Annotated in this window: 15 protein-coding genes and 1 pseudogene; 10 read left to right on the top strand and 6 right to left on the bottom strand. The window is 64.1% G+C overall.

The window, feature by feature from the left end:
- Nucleotides 1-13: 13 nt before the first annotated feature.
- The 5 genes from BPRO_RS06345 to BPRO_RS06325 all read right to left on the bottom strand — a co-directional run bounded on the left by BPRO_RS06345 (nucleotide 14) and on the right by BPRO_RS06325 (nucleotide 4425).
- Entirely contained in the window at nucleotides 14-274 is a 261-nt protein-coding gene (locus BPRO_RS06345) for a YfhL family 4Fe-4S dicluster ferredoxin (protein ID WP_011482232.1), read from the bottom strand.
- Between the two features lie 2 nt (nucleotides 275-276).
- Entirely contained in the window at nucleotides 277-795 is a 519-nt protein-coding gene (gene coaD, locus BPRO_RS06340; RefSeq protein WP_011482231.1) for a pantetheine-phosphate adenylyltransferase, read from the bottom strand.
- An 89-nt stretch (nucleotides 796-884) separates the two neighbouring features.
- Nucleotides 885-1538, bottom strand: coding sequence for a 16S rRNA (guanine(966)-N(2))-methyltransferase RsmD (rsmD, locus tag BPRO_RS06335; RefSeq protein ID WP_011482230.1), 654 nt, complete (start codon nucleotides 1536-1538; stop codon nucleotides 885-887).
- Entirely contained in the window at nucleotides 1535-2920 is a 1386-nt protein-coding gene (locus tag BPRO_RS06330; RefSeq protein WP_011482229.1) for a M16 family metallopeptidase, read from the bottom strand. Before BPRO_RS06330 ends, rsmD begins: the two co-directional genes overlap by 4 nt.
- Before the next feature lie 35 nt (nucleotides 2921-2955).
- Nucleotides 2956-4425 carry a M16 family metallopeptidase gene (locus BPRO_RS06325; RefSeq protein WP_041388460.1) on the bottom strand — a complete coding sequence of 490 codons (1470 nt, stop codon included), beginning with the start codon at nucleotides 4423-4425 and terminating at the stop codon, nucleotides 2956-2958.
- A gap of 28 nt (nucleotides 4426-4453) precedes the next feature.
- Between BPRO_RS06325 and ftsY the strand changes: the two genes are divergently transcribed.
- From ftsY to BPRO_RS06310, 3 genes and pseudogenes are all read left to right on the top strand, one after another.
- Nucleotides 4454-5593, top strand: coding sequence for a signal recognition particle-docking protein FtsY (gene ftsY, locus BPRO_RS06320; RefSeq protein ID WP_011482227.1), 1140 nt, complete (start codon nucleotides 4454-4456; stop codon nucleotides 5591-5593).
- A gap of 216 nt (nucleotides 5594-5809) precedes the next feature.
- Nucleotides 5810-6448, top strand: coding sequence for a LysE family translocator (locus BPRO_RS06315; RefSeq protein ID WP_011482226.1), 639 nt, complete (start codon nucleotides 5810-5812; stop codon nucleotides 6446-6448).
- 31 nt (nucleotides 6449-6479) lie between these two features.
- Nucleotides 6480-6791 (top strand): annotated as a pseudogene (locus tag BPRO_RS06310) (signal recognition particle-docking protein FtsY); the annotation flags it as partial.
- Nucleotides 6792-6818: 27 nt separating this feature from the next.
- Here BPRO_RS06310 and BPRO_RS28445 read toward each other — a convergent pair.
- Complete coding sequence (locus tag BPRO_RS28445) at nucleotides 6819-7145, bottom strand: acylphosphatase (RefSeq protein ID WP_369794704.1); 327 nt, start codon at nucleotides 7143-7145, stop codon at nucleotides 6819-6821.
- 478 nt (nucleotides 7146-7623) lie between these two features.
- On the opposite strand from BPRO_RS28445, the gene BPRO_RS06305 reads away from it, so the two are divergent.
- The 7 genes from BPRO_RS06305 (at nucleotide 7624) to BPRO_RS06275 (ending at nucleotide 13940) form a co-directional block, all read left to right on the top strand.
- Complete coding sequence (locus BPRO_RS06305; RefSeq protein WP_011482225.1) at nucleotides 7624-7950, top strand: GYD domain-containing protein; 327 nt, start codon at nucleotides 7624-7626, stop codon at nucleotides 7948-7950.
- A 392-nt stretch (nucleotides 7951-8342) separates the two neighbouring features.
- Nucleotides 8343-8810: a DUF962 domain-containing protein gene (locus BPRO_RS06300; protein ID WP_011482223.1), complete on the top strand. Its 468-nt coding sequence runs from the start codon at nucleotides 8343-8345 to the stop codon at nucleotides 8808-8810.
- Nucleotides 8811-9027: 217 nt separating this feature from the next.
- On the top strand, nucleotides 9028-9324 hold the full coding sequence (locus BPRO_RS06295; protein WP_011482222.1) for a hypothetical protein: 297 nt from the start codon (nucleotides 9028-9030) through the stop codon (nucleotides 9322-9324).
- Nucleotides 9325-9650: 326 nt separating this feature from the next.
- A complete protein-coding gene (locus tag BPRO_RS06290) occupies nucleotides 9651-10355 on the top strand; it encodes a GntR family transcriptional regulator (RefSeq protein WP_011482221.1) in 705 nt (234 codons plus the stop codon).
- Nucleotides 10356-10472: 117 nt separating this feature from the next.
- Nucleotides 10473-11444 carry a Bug family tripartite tricarboxylate transporter substrate binding protein gene (locus BPRO_RS06285; protein WP_011482220.1) on the top strand — a complete coding sequence of 324 codons (972 nt, stop codon included), beginning with the start codon at nucleotides 10473-10475 and terminating at the stop codon, nucleotides 11442-11444.
- Between the two features lie 109 nt (nucleotides 11445-11553).
- Entirely contained in the window at nucleotides 11554-12945 is a 1392-nt protein-coding gene (locus tag BPRO_RS06280; RefSeq protein ID WP_011482219.1) for an MmgE/PrpD family protein, read from the top strand.
- Nucleotides 12942-13940 carry a D-2-hydroxyacid dehydrogenase family protein gene (locus tag BPRO_RS06275; protein WP_011482218.1) on the top strand — a complete coding sequence of 333 codons (999 nt, stop codon included), beginning with the start codon at nucleotides 12942-12944 and terminating at the stop codon, nucleotides 13938-13940. The genes BPRO_RS06280 and BPRO_RS06275 overlap by 4 nt, the downstream gene beginning before the upstream one ends.
- Nucleotides 13941-14268 lie beyond the last annotated feature (328 nt).

Raw genomic sequence — 14268 nt, 5'->3', positions numbered from 1 at the left:
CCAGCCAAAAATCTCAAGTCGCCTTCGCGGCCACCTGCAGGCGCTGGTACTTTTGCCAGAGCGTTTCCCGGGTTTCAACATGCTGTGGATCGACCGGAATACAGGCCACGGGGCAGACCTGGACGCACTGCGGTTCGTCAAAATGACCGACGCATTCCGTGCATTTGTGCGGATCAATCTCATAGATTTCCTTGCCCAGGTAAATTGCCTGGTTGGGGCATTCGGGCTCGCACACGTCGCAGTTGATGCACTCGTCGGTAATCATCAAGGCCATGTTCAGCCTCCTTTCGATCCTGCCGCATGCGCGGCACCCAAGGCCGCAGCCACCGCCGGACTCACCATCTGGCGGACATCTCCGCCCAGCTTGCTGATCTCGCGCACCAGCGTGCTGCTGATGCATTGCAGCGACGCCTCGGGCAGCAAAAAGACGGTCTCCACCTGCGGCTGGAGCTTGCGATTCATGGCTGCCATTTGCGCTTCGTAATCAAAATCCGTCACGTTGCGAACCCCGCGCAACACCGCGCTGGCGCCGTGCTCGGCGCAAAAATCCATGATCAACCCGTCAAAGGGCAGCACCCTCACGCCGACGATGTCGCGGGTGGCCGCCTGCGCCTGCTCCACACGGTCCTGCAGCGGGAACAGGGTTTTCTTGTGGTGGGCCGCAGCGACCGCAATGATGATCTGGTCAAACAGCTTGCCGGCGCGGCGCACCACGTCGTCATGGCCGAGCGTGAAAGGGTCAAACGTGCCGGAATAAACAGCAATGCGTGGCGTTGGCGGCGGGGTGGCGGGCATGGGGGAATTATGCCCCGCCGGCCTCGGGCGCGCGTAACCCCAAGCCAAACAGGGCCGCAGCCGCCCTGCCTTGGCGGCCAGCCGGCGCCTCAACTGTCGATGCGCACCAGCAAATGGAAATGCACCGCACCCGCCTTGCCGCTGCGGTGTACCCGCAGGCCCAGCGGCTGCAGTTCCTCATCGAGCCAGTGCCGGGGTGCCTCCAGGTAGACAAGGCCGGTAGGCCCCAACACCTGCACGGCGGCTTTCAGCGCGGGCTCAAACAGTTCGGACTCAAACGGCGGGTCCAGCAGCACCAGCTGCATGCTGGCCGCGGGCAGTCGCCGCAGCAGGCCCACGCCGTCGCCGCGCTCGATCCGCACCATGCCGGCCTGCAATTGCGTTTGCAGGGCCTTGAGCCGCAACACCAGCCCGGGGTCCTGCTCGCACAGCAACACCTCGGTCGCGCCCCGCGAGGCCGCTTCAAATCCCAGTGCGCCGGTACCGGCAAACACATCGACGCAGTGCCAGCCGGTCAGATCATGGCCCAGCCAGTTAAACAGGGTTTCGCGCACGCGATCGGGGGTGGGACGCAGGCCGGGCTTGTGGGGCACCGGGAGTTTGGTGCGTTTGTACTGCCCGCCAATGATGCGGATTTCGCCAGGAGGTTTGGCTTTACGCGCTACCACCTTGCCCGACCTGACAGGTTTTTTTTCCGCTTTCTTGTCTGTTTTCTTTTCAGTTGCCAGTGCGGTGTATTTCATGGCGCGGCTCCCAGAATCACGGTAATCATCTTGTCGGGTTGTAATTTGCGGGCAAATGCCGCCTTGATCTCCGCCCGGGTGACCTTGTCGATCTGCTGCGTCCAGGTATCCAGGTAATCGAGCGGCAGGTTGTTCCAGGCGATAGCGGCAATGTTGTCGAGCAATTTTCGGTTGCTGTCGATGCGCAGCGCAAAACCGCCGATCAGGTTGGCCTTGGCGGCCTGAAGTTCGGCCTCGGTAGGCCCGTTGGCCACGAAGTCATTCACCACCTGGCGCACGATTTGCACGGCCTGCGCGGCCTGATCGGGCCGGGTTTGCAGGCCCACGGTGAAACTGCCGGCATGCAGGCCGGGCGAGAAGTAGCTGGAGACGCCGTAGGTCAGGCCGCGCTTTTCCCGCACCTCGCTGGACAGGCGCGACACAAAGCCGCCACCGCCGAGAATGTAATTGCCCACGGTCAACGCGAAATAGTCCGGGTCGGCCCGCTTGAAGCCGGGCTGGCCGATCAGCACATGGGCCTGCGCCGAATCGAAGGGAATGCGCTTTTCCTGTGCCTCGGCCAGCGGCGCCACCTCGGCCACCATCGGCGCGGGCGGCAGGCTGGCGCAGGGCACTTGCGGCAGGCGCGACAGCAGGCGCGCGGCAATGGCATCGGCCTGCGCGCGCGTGACGGCGCCCACCATGCTGATGCGCGCACGACAGGCCACCACGCCGGCCGCGTGGGCCGCCCGCATGTCAGCCACGCTGATGCGGGCCAGGCTGGCTTCCGTCACCTGGTAGCCATAGGGGTGGTTGCCATACACCGCCTGGGCATAGGCGCGGCCAATCACACTGGCGGGGCGGGTGTAGGACTCCTTGAGCCCGGCCTGCATGCGCTGGCGTTCACGCTGCCAGATCGCCTCGGGGAAAGATGGCTCGGCAATTTGGCGCGCAGCCAGCGCCACGGCCTTGTCCAGCAGCCCAGGCTCGGTCAGCGAGCGCAGTGAAAATCCCATGCGGTCCGAGCTGGCGCCCGCGCCAAATTGCGCGCCCAGATCAGCCCAGGCTTCGCTCAGCGCGTTTTCGTCCATAGCCGGCTCGCCAATGCTCCCGCGTACGCCCTTGTCGAGCATGCCTGCCGTGACGCCGGCCAACCCCGCCTTGTCAGGCGGGTCGCGCCGGCTGCCGGCATCGAAATCAATCTGCACATCCAGCATGGCAATGGCCGGGCTCTCCAACAGGTAGACCCGGGCCCCGCTGGGCTGGGTCCAGTGCTGCACGGGAATGGCGGCCAGCACGCCCGACTGGAGGCATAGCGCCAGCAAGCCTGCGGCCCCCGATAAAAGGGTGCGGCGGACCCTGTTTCTGGCAGCCTTGTCTGGAATGGGAATGACGATGGTCATGGCAAAAATCGTTTCATGTCGGTTCGCGGCCAGGCTCAATGCCGGGTGCCGGCAGCCGCGGCGCGCGGCTGGCGGCGCCGGGAGTTCGGGTCCACGGGCTGCGGCAGCAGGACAGCGCGGGTCAGCTGCTCGTCGCCGAAATATTTGGCGGCCACCGCCTGCACCTCACTGCGGCTCACCGTGCGCAGCCGGGCAATCAGCCGCGCACCGGCATCCAGCGGAAAGCCCTGTATCCAGTTGGAGCCTAGCTCGCGCGCCTGGCTGAATACCGAGTCGAGCTTGTAGGTTTCGCTGGCAACCCATTGGGTCTTGACGCGCTGGAGTTCTGCCTCGCTGACACCGTCGCGTGCAATGATGGCGACCTGCTGGCGCAAGGCGTCCGCCACCTGTGCGGTGGTTTTGCCGTCCGCGGGAACGCCGTCGAGCGTGAACAGTTGCGGCCCGCGGCCCAGCAGGCCATTGGAGGCGCCCGCACTGTCGGCCACGCGCCCGTCCCCCTGCACCAGCGCCCTGTCCAGGCGCGCACCGCTGTATCCGTCCAGAACCGCGGCCAGCACAGTCAGGGCCAGTGCGTCCCGGCCGCCGCTCGCCGAATCGGTCAGGTCCGTGGCCTCGAGCTTGGGCACCTTGAAGGCCAGATTGACATAGGCCTGGCTCGCAGGGGCCTTGAAGTCCAGGTGCCGCACGCCGGCCTGCTCGGGCTCGTTGCGCGGCTTGCGCACGGGCACCGGACGCGCCGGAATGCTGCCGTAATATTTTTCGGCCAGCCGGCGGACCTGGGCCACCTCGACATCACCGGCCACCACAACGGCCGCATTGGCCGGCACATACCAGCGCCGGTAAAAGTCACGCACATCGACCGGGGTCATGGCGTCCAGGTCGCTCATCCACCCCACGATGGGACGGCGATAGGGGGCGGCCAGAAAAGTGATGGCCGCCGCCTGCTCAAACAACATGGCGCGCGGCAACTCCTCGGTGCGCAGGCGGCGCTCTTCCTTGATCACCTCGATCTCGCGCGTGAACTCCTCGTCCGGCCACTGATTGCCGGCAAAACGGTCGGCCTCCAGCCGCATCACGTCTTCCAGCTTCGACGCGGGAATCTGCTGGTGATAGCCGGTGGCGTCGCGGCTGGTGAAGGCATTGTCACGCCCACCCAGAGCTGCCACCCGCCTGGAAAATTCGCCGGGCTTCACCATGGGCGTGCCCTTGAACATCATGTGCTCCAGCGCATGGGCCACGCCAGAGGTGCCATCCACTTCGTCCATGGAGCCCACACGCACCCAGAGCATGTGCGCGACGGTAGGCGCCCGGTGGTCCGGCTTGACAATGATCGTCAGGCCGTTGGCCAGCGTGAATTGCTCGACCGGCGCCGGGGTCTGCGCAGGGGTTGCCGTGCTGACGCAGGCGGCCAGTACAACGGGCAGAAAAGACGCGGGAATCAGGGAAACAATGCGTTGGGGGAAGGATACTAAAAGATACAAAAGGGCTTGCCCGGGGTGTTTCATAGAATGATGCGACTCACAAGCATACCCAATGTTCAGTTTTTTCAAGAAAAAATCCCCTCCCCCAAGCCCTGCGCCCACTCCGGCCGCTCCCGCCGCGGTTGCCCCTGCGCCCGCGTCCTACCCATCTGCTGGCACCTCCGCAGCGACCAGCCGGCCCGCCAGCACCGGTGGCGGGCTGATTGGCACGGCGCTGGTCACACCCATCGCGATTCCGGAAATCGGCGCGGTCGCCCCCGAACGCGAACGCTGGCTTGCCAAGCTTCAGGCCGGCCTGCGCAAAACCGGCTCCAGCATTTCCACCGTTTTTACCGGCAGCCGCATTGACGATGAGCTGTACGAGGATCTTGAAACCGCCCTGCTGATGGCCGATACCGGCGTGAAGGCCACCGAATACCTGCTCGCTGAAGTCAAGCGCCGCGTCAAGGATGGCGGCATGACCCACCCTGTGGCTGTGAAGAATGCGCTGGTCGATGCGCTGGCGCAACTGCTCAAGCCGCTGGAGCAAGCGCTGGTCATCGGGCAGTACCAGCCCACCGTGATCATGGTTACCGGGGTCAACGGTGCGGGCAAAACCACCTCGATCGGCAAGCTCACGCGTCACCTGGCCGCCGAAGGCGCCTCGGTGCTGCTGGCGGCGGCCGACACCTTTCGTGCAGCCGCGCGCGAGCAGCTCAGCATCTGGGCCGACCGCAACACCGTGGAAATCATCAGCCAGGCGGGCGGCGACCCGGCGGCGGTGAGCTTTGACGCCGTGACCGCCGGCAAGGCACGCGGCAAGGACGTGGTGCTGGTCGATACGGCGGGCCGCCTGCCGACACAGCTGCACCTGATGGAAGAGCTGCGCAAGATCAAGCGTGTGGTGCAAAAAGCTGACGCCACCGCGCCGCATGAGGTGCTGCTGGTGATTGACGGCAACACCGGCCAGAACGCCCTGAGCCAGGTCAAGGCCTTTGACGAAGCACTGCAACTCACCGGCCTGGTCGTGACCAAGCTGGACGGCACGGCCAAGGGCGGCGTGCTGGCCGCCATTGCGCTGTGGGCCCGCGAGCGCCAGGAGGTCGCGCCCGACCTGCGCCCGGTGCCGGTTTACTTCATTGGCGTGGGCGAAAAGCTGGAAGACCTAGAAACCTTCAGCGCCCGGGAATTTGCGCAAGCGCTGCTGAGTTAAAGGCATTCCGGCGACAGCTAAAAAATCAAACGGATCAAACGGATCAAACGGATCAAACGGATCAAACCGGCCATTTACAGACCACAAGTGGCTGACCCAACGGGACCGTAGCAGCCACTCTTGCCGTGCATGTCCAACCTTGTGGCCCGGCCAGATGACTCTTTACAAGCAGCGATGGCGCAGCGACACTTGTTGCTCCAAGAATCCGGAGTTCATATGCTTCCCGACACCCCGTTGCTCCTGGCTTTCGTGGGTGCCAGCCTGGTGCTGGCTCTCACGCCCGGCCCCGCCGTCGTCTATATCGTGGCCCGCACTCTGGCACAGGGTCGCTCCTGCGGTCTCGCTTCCGTGCTGGGCGTGGCGCTGGGCAACCTCTCCAACGCCGTGGGCGCCGCGCTCGGGCTGGCCGCTTTGTTCGCTGTTTCATCGGTCGCATTCACCGTGGTGAAATGGGCCGGGGCCGCCTACCTCGTATACCTCGGCATCCGGATGTGGCGGGCGGTGCCGGCCATCGCAGCTGCGGCGTTACAAGCACCGGTGCAGCCCCTGCGGCGTGTCTTTCGCGACGGCTTCATGGTGGCGCTATTGAACCCGAAAACCACCTTGTTCTTCGCCGCCTTTCTGCCGCAATTCATGGACGCGCACGCCAGCCCGCTGATGCAGACCCTGGCGCTCGGCGGGGTCTTCATCGGTATCGCAGGCTGCACTGACCTCATCTACGTGCTGACCGCAAGCCTCGTCGCACCGCGCCTGAGCCGGGCGGCCCGGCACGCCGTCTGGGGCAACCGGCTCGCGGGTACGTCTTTCATCGCCTTGGGTGCGCTCACGGCCATGGGCACGCGTCCCACGCGCTAACCATTGCCGCGTCGCCGATGCGGTCTCGCTAGAAATCATCAGCCAGGCGGGCGGCGACCCGGCGGCGGTGAGCTTTGACGCCGTGACCGCCGGCAAGGCACGCGGCAAGGACGTGGTACTGGTCGATACGGCGGGCCGCCTGCCGACACAGCTGCACCTGATGGAAGAGCTGCGCAAGATCAAGCGCGTGGTGCAAAAAGCTGACGCCACCGCGCCGCATGAAGTGCTGCTGGTGATCGACGGCAACACCGGCCAGAACGCCCTGAGCCAGGTCAAGGCCTTTGACGACGCACTGCAACTCACCGGCCTGCTGATCGTGACCAAGCTGGACGGCACGGGCCAGCGCGCAGCGTGCTGGCCGACGTGTGTCCTACAGCGTTTCCACGCGGTTGAAATGGTCGAAGCGGGGGGACGGCGGCGGCAGCTCGGTGACTTCAAGCTCTTCGACCCATGCTGCGGGCACACCCCTGCGCAGCCACTGGCACATGTCCGCAAGCGGCCCCGACGGGCCCTGCAGCAACGCTTCCACCGACCCGTCAATGCGGTTACGAACCCAGCCGGTGATGCCCAGCGCCCGGGCGCGCCGCACACAGGCCTCCCGGTAGCCGACGCCTTGCACGCGGCCACGCACCCGCACCAGCCAGGTCCTGACCGCACCATCCTTGTCCTCGTTAACCATGCGCACAGCCCCTTGCATGTGGATGTATCCGGGAGCACGTTGAATGGATCAAACCCCACCTGACCGCATGTTAAGCGCTTCGCAGGCCAAGGGAAAGACCTGCGAAGCGGGTCGGGCAGGCCAGCGTACCAAGACACCCAACGTTCAGCCTTGTATATTTGACAGCCACCAGGTTGACGCCCAAAGTTCAGCCGTATGACAGAAGGCGAACGGCAATACGGTACTTGTCGCCATTGATGAAACTCTCAATAGTGCCGTCGGCCCCCAACCTGAGCGCTTGCGACCAACTGGTCGACGGCGCCAGCCCGGAAGCCCTACGAAGTTACGCAGTTCAGTCAGCTGCTGCCAAAACCGAGGTCGGCACACAGAGCCGAACCTCCCAATAAACCCCGGTAGGTCTGCGTGATTGAAATGTTGATCCGTTACCCAGGAGTCGGGAACATAATATTTTCCCGCGAATTAAGAACGGCCCAATACACCGAAAGGAGTTACTACCATGGCTTTATATTTGACCCGCTTCAGCTACACGCCTGAAACCTGGGCTCGCTTGACGAAGAACCCGGAAGACCGACGTGAGGCTGCGCGCAAGTACATCGAGTCGGTTGGTGGAAAGCTGCATGGCTTCTGGTACGCGTTCGGCGCATACGACGGCTACAACCTCTGGGAAGCGCCTGACAACGTCTCGATGGCAGCAGTTGCGATCGCGATCGGCGGGGGTGGCGCGTTGTCGAAATTCGAGACGACGCCCCTGCTCACGGTCGAGGAGACCCTGGACGCCCTTGGCCGTGCGCAAGGGGTCACCTATCGGCCACCCGGAGCGTAGTCGGGCGGACTCTGCCAGCGGCCTTGGCGCCGCCGGCCGTGCGACCGTCCATTGACCGATTCTGGTCGTCCGCGCGAGCAGGCTGAATGCCCGCTTCCAAGGTTGTTGCAGTCGCTCGGGCAGAGACGGATGGTCGCTTGTAAAAGTCCAATGGCTGCAATACCCCAACCGGATTTGGAAACACCGGTTGTCAAGCGTTGCGAAATTGAAATTGAATGGGCATTCATCAAGAGCCTCTACTGGTCCATCGCCTCACTTTATCGCGGGCACGGGCGACAGACCGGCAGGCTGTCATCGGACGGCAAACACCTGAGCCCGGTGTGCCTTCAGCGACTTGCATAAACGGGTGCATGGTTTAAAGTCTGAAAACACGTGCCAACCGGAGCGCCTTGATGACAAGCATCACCAACATCGCTGAATCTGCGGCCACCCAGCCGCGCCGGGTCGACCAGTTGCTCACCCGCTATGGCGAGAGCCACCAGAATCCGCGCAACGAGGTGATCCACTTCATCGCCATTCCCTTGATCATGCTGAGCCTCGTCGGCATGCTGTTTGCGCTGCATCCTTACGTGGCTTATGCCTTCATTGCAGCCAGCATGGTGTATTACGTGCGGCTGTCGGTGGTGTTTCTCCTCACCATGGTGCTGTGGTCGCTGATAACCCTGGCGCTGGTGTTGGCCATGGGGCCGCAGGTGTTGCAGATTTCCATCGCCATCTTTGTCGGCGCCTGGGTCCTGCAATTCATCGGCCATAAAATAGAAGGGAAAAAACCCTCTTTTTTCGAGGATGTTCAATATCTCTGGGTTGGCCCGCTGTTTGTGCTGAGCAAGCTGTTTGGCAAGCTGGGACTGCACTGGTAGAGCGCGCTGAAACACCACAAAACCACCAGCAAGGCCTTGGGCACTGCCGGAAAATGCCGGGAAGTGCCGGGAAATTCCGTAAACCGCCCGGTGTGACTTCCAAAGCGCACCAGCGTTTAGTTCTTCAGCCCCTGGTCACTGTTTTCGTGCATCACTTGAAAAGGGCAGCTTTGCCTTCACCTCATGCTTTCTGTTTGCGGGTTTAAAAGGATTTCGCGTGCCCAGCTTTGTCAGCCAAATTTTCCGTTTTTCCCTGAAACTGGCCCTGGGCCTGTTTGCAGCCATCTTCGCGGTCAGCCTGCTGGTGGCCGCGCTGATCGTGGTGGCGCTGAGCCTGCTCAAGTCGCTGGTCACAGGCCGCAAGCCCTCACCCTCGATGGTGTTTGGCCGCTTCCAGCGGTTTTCTCCGCAGGGCATGTGGCCCGGCAGCACCCGCGACAGCGCCGCACCACCCGCACACGACGTGGTGGACGTCGAAGCGCGTGAAATTCGCAGCGACCGACGCCTGCCCTGAGCGCAGCGTCAGGGCCTGCGGACACGGGCCCCGTTCCACGCTACCAGTCACCTGCGTCCAGCCGGGATCAAGGCAGTTTGCCGCAGCATGGGAAACAGGTGGCAGCCGATCAGGCCGGCGCATCTGATTCTCGGCGCATTTGACACATCTGGCCGGACACACCTGGCCCGCAGTGGCGATTCCTTTTCGGCAACCGCCCCATGTCCGCCCCGCCTCCCGCATTCGACCAGCGCACACGATCCCTTAGAGCTTGAGGGCAGTTCGCCGATGTTGATGGCTTAATTGTTTTTTCGTATACGATATAATAAATCCAACTATTGATCATCATGCTCCCCTGGTTCACTGAATCTTCTGCCGACCGCTTCAATGACGTTCGCGACACCTCGCTGGCCAAGCTGGTGCGCGACGACATGCTGGCGCTGATCCTCAAGGGGGTGCTCGCGCCGGGCCAGCGCATCAATGAGCCCGATGTGGCCAGCCGGCTGCAGGTGTCGCGGGTGCCGGTGCGCGAGGCCTTGCGCGAGCTCGAAAGCTCGGGGCTAGTCGTGTCGCGCAAACACTCGGGCGTCTTTGTTCGCCAGCTCGATGCGGCTGAAATTCGTGACCTGTACCAGATGCGCGGACTGCTGGATGGCTTTGCCGGGCGCTGCGCCGCCGGCCTGGCCACCGAACAACGCGAGGCCCTGCTGGCGCTGCTGACGGCTTCGGTCGACACCATGCGGGAGGCCGCCGGGCAGCATGACGTGCAGCGCTACTACGCCGAAAACCTGCATTTTCATTGGGCCATTGTGGAAGCTGCCGGCAACCGGCAGCTGTCCGAGACCTACCGCGGCATCGTGCAGAAGCTGCACCTGTCGCGCCTGAAAAACCTGTCGCAAAACGTGGGCGTGCAGGCCTCGATTGCCGAACACGTCGAGATCGTGCAGGCCCTGCGCGATGCCGATGCAGCGCGCTGCGAAGCCTTGATGGCGCGCCACGTGAGCGATGCCTACCTGCGCCTGGTTGACTCGGAGCGGCCCCCGACTCAATGACCGAATAGCTGGATAACCCGAATCAACGAATCACGCCCGAACAAACGCGGCCCCAAGACTGGTCCAAACCAGCAGCGGCACCCCCTTGATTTTTCATTGCAATCCGGAGACAAACCCATGAAACGACGCACCCTGCTGCAGGCAGCCCCGGCCCTGATTTACGCCCCCGGCCTGGCCTTCGCCCAGGCGGCCTACCCGGCCAAACCCATCCGCTACATCGTGCCGGTTGCCGCCGGTGGTGGCAGCGACATGGTGGGCCGCACCGTGACCGAACGCTGGGGCATCCAGCTCAAGCAGAGTTTCATCGTGGACAACCAGGGCGGCGGCGGCGGCGTGATTGCAGCCCAGGCCACGGCCCGCGCGGCGCCCGATGGCTACACGCTGATGCAAGGCTATGTGGCGACGCATGGCACCAGCCCCGCGACGCGCAGGCTGCCTTATGACGCGGTGAAGGATTTCACGGCCATTGGCATGATTGGCGCCACGCCCAATGTGCTGGTTGTGAATGCCGCCCTGCCCGTCACCACGGTCAAGGAATTCATCGAGTACGTGCGCAAAAACCCTGGCAAGGTGAGCTACGGCTCGGCCGGCCAGGGCTCGCTCACGCACCTGACCATGGAACTCTTCAAGCAGCAGATCAACTCCTTCATGGTGCACATTCCCTACCGCGGCGTGGCGCCGGCTTTCACTGATCTTATCGGCGGGCAGACGCAGGCCATGTTCCCCGGGCTGGCGGCTGCAGTTCCGCATATCCGCTCCGGCCGGGTACGCCCGCTCGCGGTGACCGGCCTGACGCGGCACCCGCAATTCAAGGACTTGCCGACACTGGATGAGTCGGGCTTCAAGGGCTTTGATGCGCAGCAATGGTACGGCGTGGTTGGCCCGGCCGGCATGCCTGCACCCATCGTGAAGCAGCTCAACGAATCGCTGGCCACCGTGCTCAAGGCACCCGACCTGCGCGAGAAGCTTGCCGTCGAAGCGATTGAACCCATGGTGATGTCGCCCGAGCAGTTTGCCGCCTTCATCAAGGCCGACATCGTGCGCTGGACCAAGCTGGCCAAAGACCGCAAGATCGAGCTGGACAGCTGATCCCCGGAAGTCATAAAACACGGCCTGCAGCCCGTATTTTCTGGCGCAGGCTGCTATTTATTTAATAGCTTATTGTCACTCTCATTAACCCCGCTTTTTCGGAACCCTCATGGCCCGCAATACCCAGGTCGCTGCCGACCACAACGCTCCTCCCATCACACAAATCCTCGCGCAGTTCGTTGCCACCCATCCGTCGCGCGGATGGAGCGATGCGGTGGACCATGAGGCGCACCGCACCTTCATGAACTGGCTGGGCTGCGCCGTGGGTGCGGCCCACCACGAAGCCGCCGACGCGGCGCTGGCCGCCGTGAAACTGCTGCAGCCCGCCGCGCAGGCCAGCGTGCTGGGCCGGACGGAAAAAGTCGACATGGGCAGCGCGGCGCTGCTCAACGGCATCACCTCGCACACCTTTGACTTCGACGACACCCACCTCAAAACCATCATCCACCCCGCCGGCCCGGTGGCCTCTGCCGTGCTGGCGCTGGCCGAGCACACGGGCAGCTCGGGCCGCGAGGTGATCGACGCGCTGGTGCTGGGCATAGACGTGTCCTGCCGCGTCGGCAACGCCATGTACCCCGAGCATTACGACCGCGGCTGGCACATCACCGGCTCCACCGGCACGCTGGGCGCCGCGGCGGCCTGCGCGCGCCTGCTCAAGCTGGATGTGCAGAAGACCGCGATGGCGCTGGGCATTGCGGCTTCGCAGCCCGTCGGCATGCGCGAGCAGTTTGGCACCATGACCAAGCCCTTTCACCCCGGCGGCGCCGCGCGTGCGGGACTGATGTCTGCCTTGCTGGCCAGCCAGGGCTTCACCGCCAGCCCCAAGGCCCTTGAGGCGCCGCGCGGCATGATGCAGACCGTCTCGACCAAGAACGACTGGAACGAAATCACCCATGAGCTGGGCCAGCGTTTCGAGATTTCGTTCAACAGCTACAAACCGTTTGCCTGCGGCATCGTGATTCACCCCAGCATTGATGCCTGCGCCCAATTGCGCGAAAGGTTTTCCAAAGAAGGCGTTACGGCCGAACAGATCGAGCGCGTCGAGCTCAAGGTGCACTCGCTGGTGCTGGAGCTGACCGGCAAAAAGGAGCCCGCCGACGGCCTGCAGGCCAAGTTCAGCGTCTACCACGGCTGCGCCGCGGGGTTGACGTTTGGCCGCGCGGCTGAAGATGAGTTCTCCGACGAGATCGTCAACCGCGCCGACATGGTGGCGCTGCGCCGCAAGGTGGTTGCGACGATCGACGATTCCATTGACGAGGCCAGTGCTGATGTGACTGCGGTACTCAAGGACGACCGCCGCGTGCATGTGTTTGTCGAGCACGCGATCGGCTCACTGCAAAACCCGATGTCGGATGCCCAGCTGGAAGCGAAATTCCAGGACCTGTCTGACCCGATTCTGGGCGCCGGCAGAACCAGCGAATTGATCAACGCCTGCTGGGCCCTGGGCGCCGCCGCCAGCGTAGCGGCCGTGGTTGCACTCGCCACCCCCGAAAGCCGATGAATACAGCGGCATACGCCAGACCACGAATCGTCATTGCCGGAGACGCCGAACAGGCACTGCGACGGCTGGGCGACTGGCGCAAGATTGATGCGCAGGCCGATGTGACCGCGCACCACCTGCCGCTACGCGGCGCGGCCCTGATCAACGCGCTGAAAGATGCCGACGCCGTGGTGCTGGTGCGCGACCGCACGCCCTTTGATGCGGCCTTGCTGGCCAGGCTGCCCACGTTGCGCTACCTGGTGTTTACCGGCACGCGCAACACCACCCTGGACCTGGCTGCGCTGGCAGCGCGCGACATTCCGGTCAGCCACACCGAATGGGGGCCGTCCAAGGAGAGCACCTGCGAGATGACCTGGTCGCTGATCCTGGCCGCTACGCGCCAGCTGGAGCAGCAAACGGCCCTGCTGCGCCGCGGCCAGTGGCGCGCGGACCAACCCGAACCCCTGGCCGGCGTGCTGCATGGCCAGACGCTGGGCCTGATCGGCCTGGGCGAAATCGGCGGGCGCGTGGCCAAAGTCGGCCAGGCGCTGGGCATGAAGGTCATCACCTGGAGCCCGCGCATGACGCCCGAGCGCGCCGCGCAGCACGGCGCCAGCGCGGTCACGCTGGAAGAACTGCTGGGCAGCGCCCAAGTCGTCAGCCTGCACCTGGTACCAACGCCGGCGACACACCACCTGCTCAATGCACAGCGGCTGAAACTGATGCAGCCCGGCAGCCTGCTCGTCAACACCTCGCGCTCCGCGCTGGTGGATGGCGCGGCGCTGGTCCAGGCGCTGGAACAGGGCCGGCCCGGCTTTGCCGCGCTGGACGTGTTTGATGTGGATCCGCTGCCGATGGACGACCCGCTGCGCCGCATGCCCAATGTGCTGCTCACGCCCCATCTGGGTTTTGTCACCGAGCCGGTGTACCAGCGATTCGCAGCCGGGGTCACGGAATGTCTGGAGGCCTGGCTGAACCGCCAGCCACTGATTCGGGTGGTGCCGGCTACCGCCTGAAGACCTTGTGCCAACAACCTGCTCCTTGCCCCCTTGACGGTCACGCGCCGGTTGGGGCGGCAGGGCTGGATTGAAACCTCCGCTCCGGAGAGCGGCGGCGTGAGTTACCCGGTGCTGTTGACCCGCCACGTTGACCCGCCACGTTGACCCGCCACGTTGACCCACCATGTTGACCCACCACGTTGATCCGCCAGTGCCTGCGGTGCGGCAGGCCATGGCAGGCCATATATACAAGGTGACAAGGTGCGGTCACCAGGTGCAGTCGCACTTGCATTCCGGCGTATTCGGTCCTATGGTGGCTGTCACGCGGCTTTTTAGGGCCGCCTTT

This window comes from Polaromonas sp. JS666, from assembly GCF_000013865.1.
Classification (GTDB): Bacteria; Pseudomonadota; Gammaproteobacteria; order Burkholderiales; family Burkholderiaceae_C; genus Polaromonas.
Note: the sequence above shows the minus strand (reverse complement) of the source record. Positions and strands in the feature narration are given on the sequence as shown.

Excerpts from the sequence above, each read along its gene's own strand:
- BPRO_RS06330 (WP_011482229.1), bottom strand. The coding sequence starts at position 2,920 with ATGACCATCGTCATTCCCATTCCAGACAAGGCTGCCAGAAACAGGGTC.
- BPRO_RS06280 (WP_011482219.1), top strand. The coding sequence starts at position 11,554 with ATGGCCCGCAATACCCAGGTCGCTGCCGACCACAACGCTCCTCCCATC.
- rsmD (WP_011482230.1), bottom strand. The coding sequence starts at position 1,538 with ATGAAATACACCGCACTGGCAACTGAAAAGAAAACAGACAAGAAAGCG.
- BPRO_RS06275 (WP_011482218.1), top strand. The coding sequence starts at position 12,942 with ATGAATACAGCGGCATACGCCAGACCACGAATCGTCATTGCCGGAGAC.
- BPRO_RS06315 (WP_011482226.1), top strand. The coding sequence starts at position 5,810 with ATGCTTCCCGACACCCCGTTGCTCCTGGCTTTCGTGGGTGCCAGCCTG.
- BPRO_RS06325 (WP_041388460.1), bottom strand. The coding sequence starts at position 4,425 with ATGAAACACCCCGGGCAAGCCCTTTTGTATCTTTTAGTATCCTTCCCC.
- BPRO_RS06300 (WP_011482223.1), top strand. The coding sequence starts at position 8,343 with ATGACAAGCATCACCAACATCGCTGAATCTGCGGCCACCCAGCCGCGC.
- ftsY (WP_011482227.1), top strand. The coding sequence starts at position 4,454 with ATGTTCAGTTTTTTCAAGAAAAAATCCCCTCCCCCAAGCCCTGCGCCC.
- coaD (WP_011482231.1), bottom strand. The coding sequence starts at position 795 with ATGCCCGCCACCCCGCCGCCAACGCCACGCATTGCTGTTTATTCCGGC.
- BPRO_RS06285 (WP_011482220.1), top strand. The coding sequence starts at position 10,473 with ATGAAACGACGCACCCTGCTGCAGGCAGCCCCGGCCCTGATTTACGCC.
- BPRO_RS06345 (WP_011482232.1), bottom strand. The coding sequence starts at position 274 with ATGGCCTTGATGATTACCGACGAGTGCATCAACTGCGACGTGTGCGAG.
- BPRO_RS06305 (WP_011482225.1), top strand. The coding sequence starts at position 7,624 with ATGGCTTTATATTTGACCCGCTTCAGCTACACGCCTGAAACCTGGGCT.
- BPRO_RS06290 (WP_011482221.1), top strand. The coding sequence starts at position 9,651 with ATGCTCCCCTGGTTCACTGAATCTTCTGCCGACCGCTTCAATGACGTT.
- BPRO_RS28445 (WP_369794704.1), bottom strand. The coding sequence starts at position 7,145 with ATGCAAGGGGCTGTGCGCATGGTTAACGAGGACAAGGATGGTGCGGTC.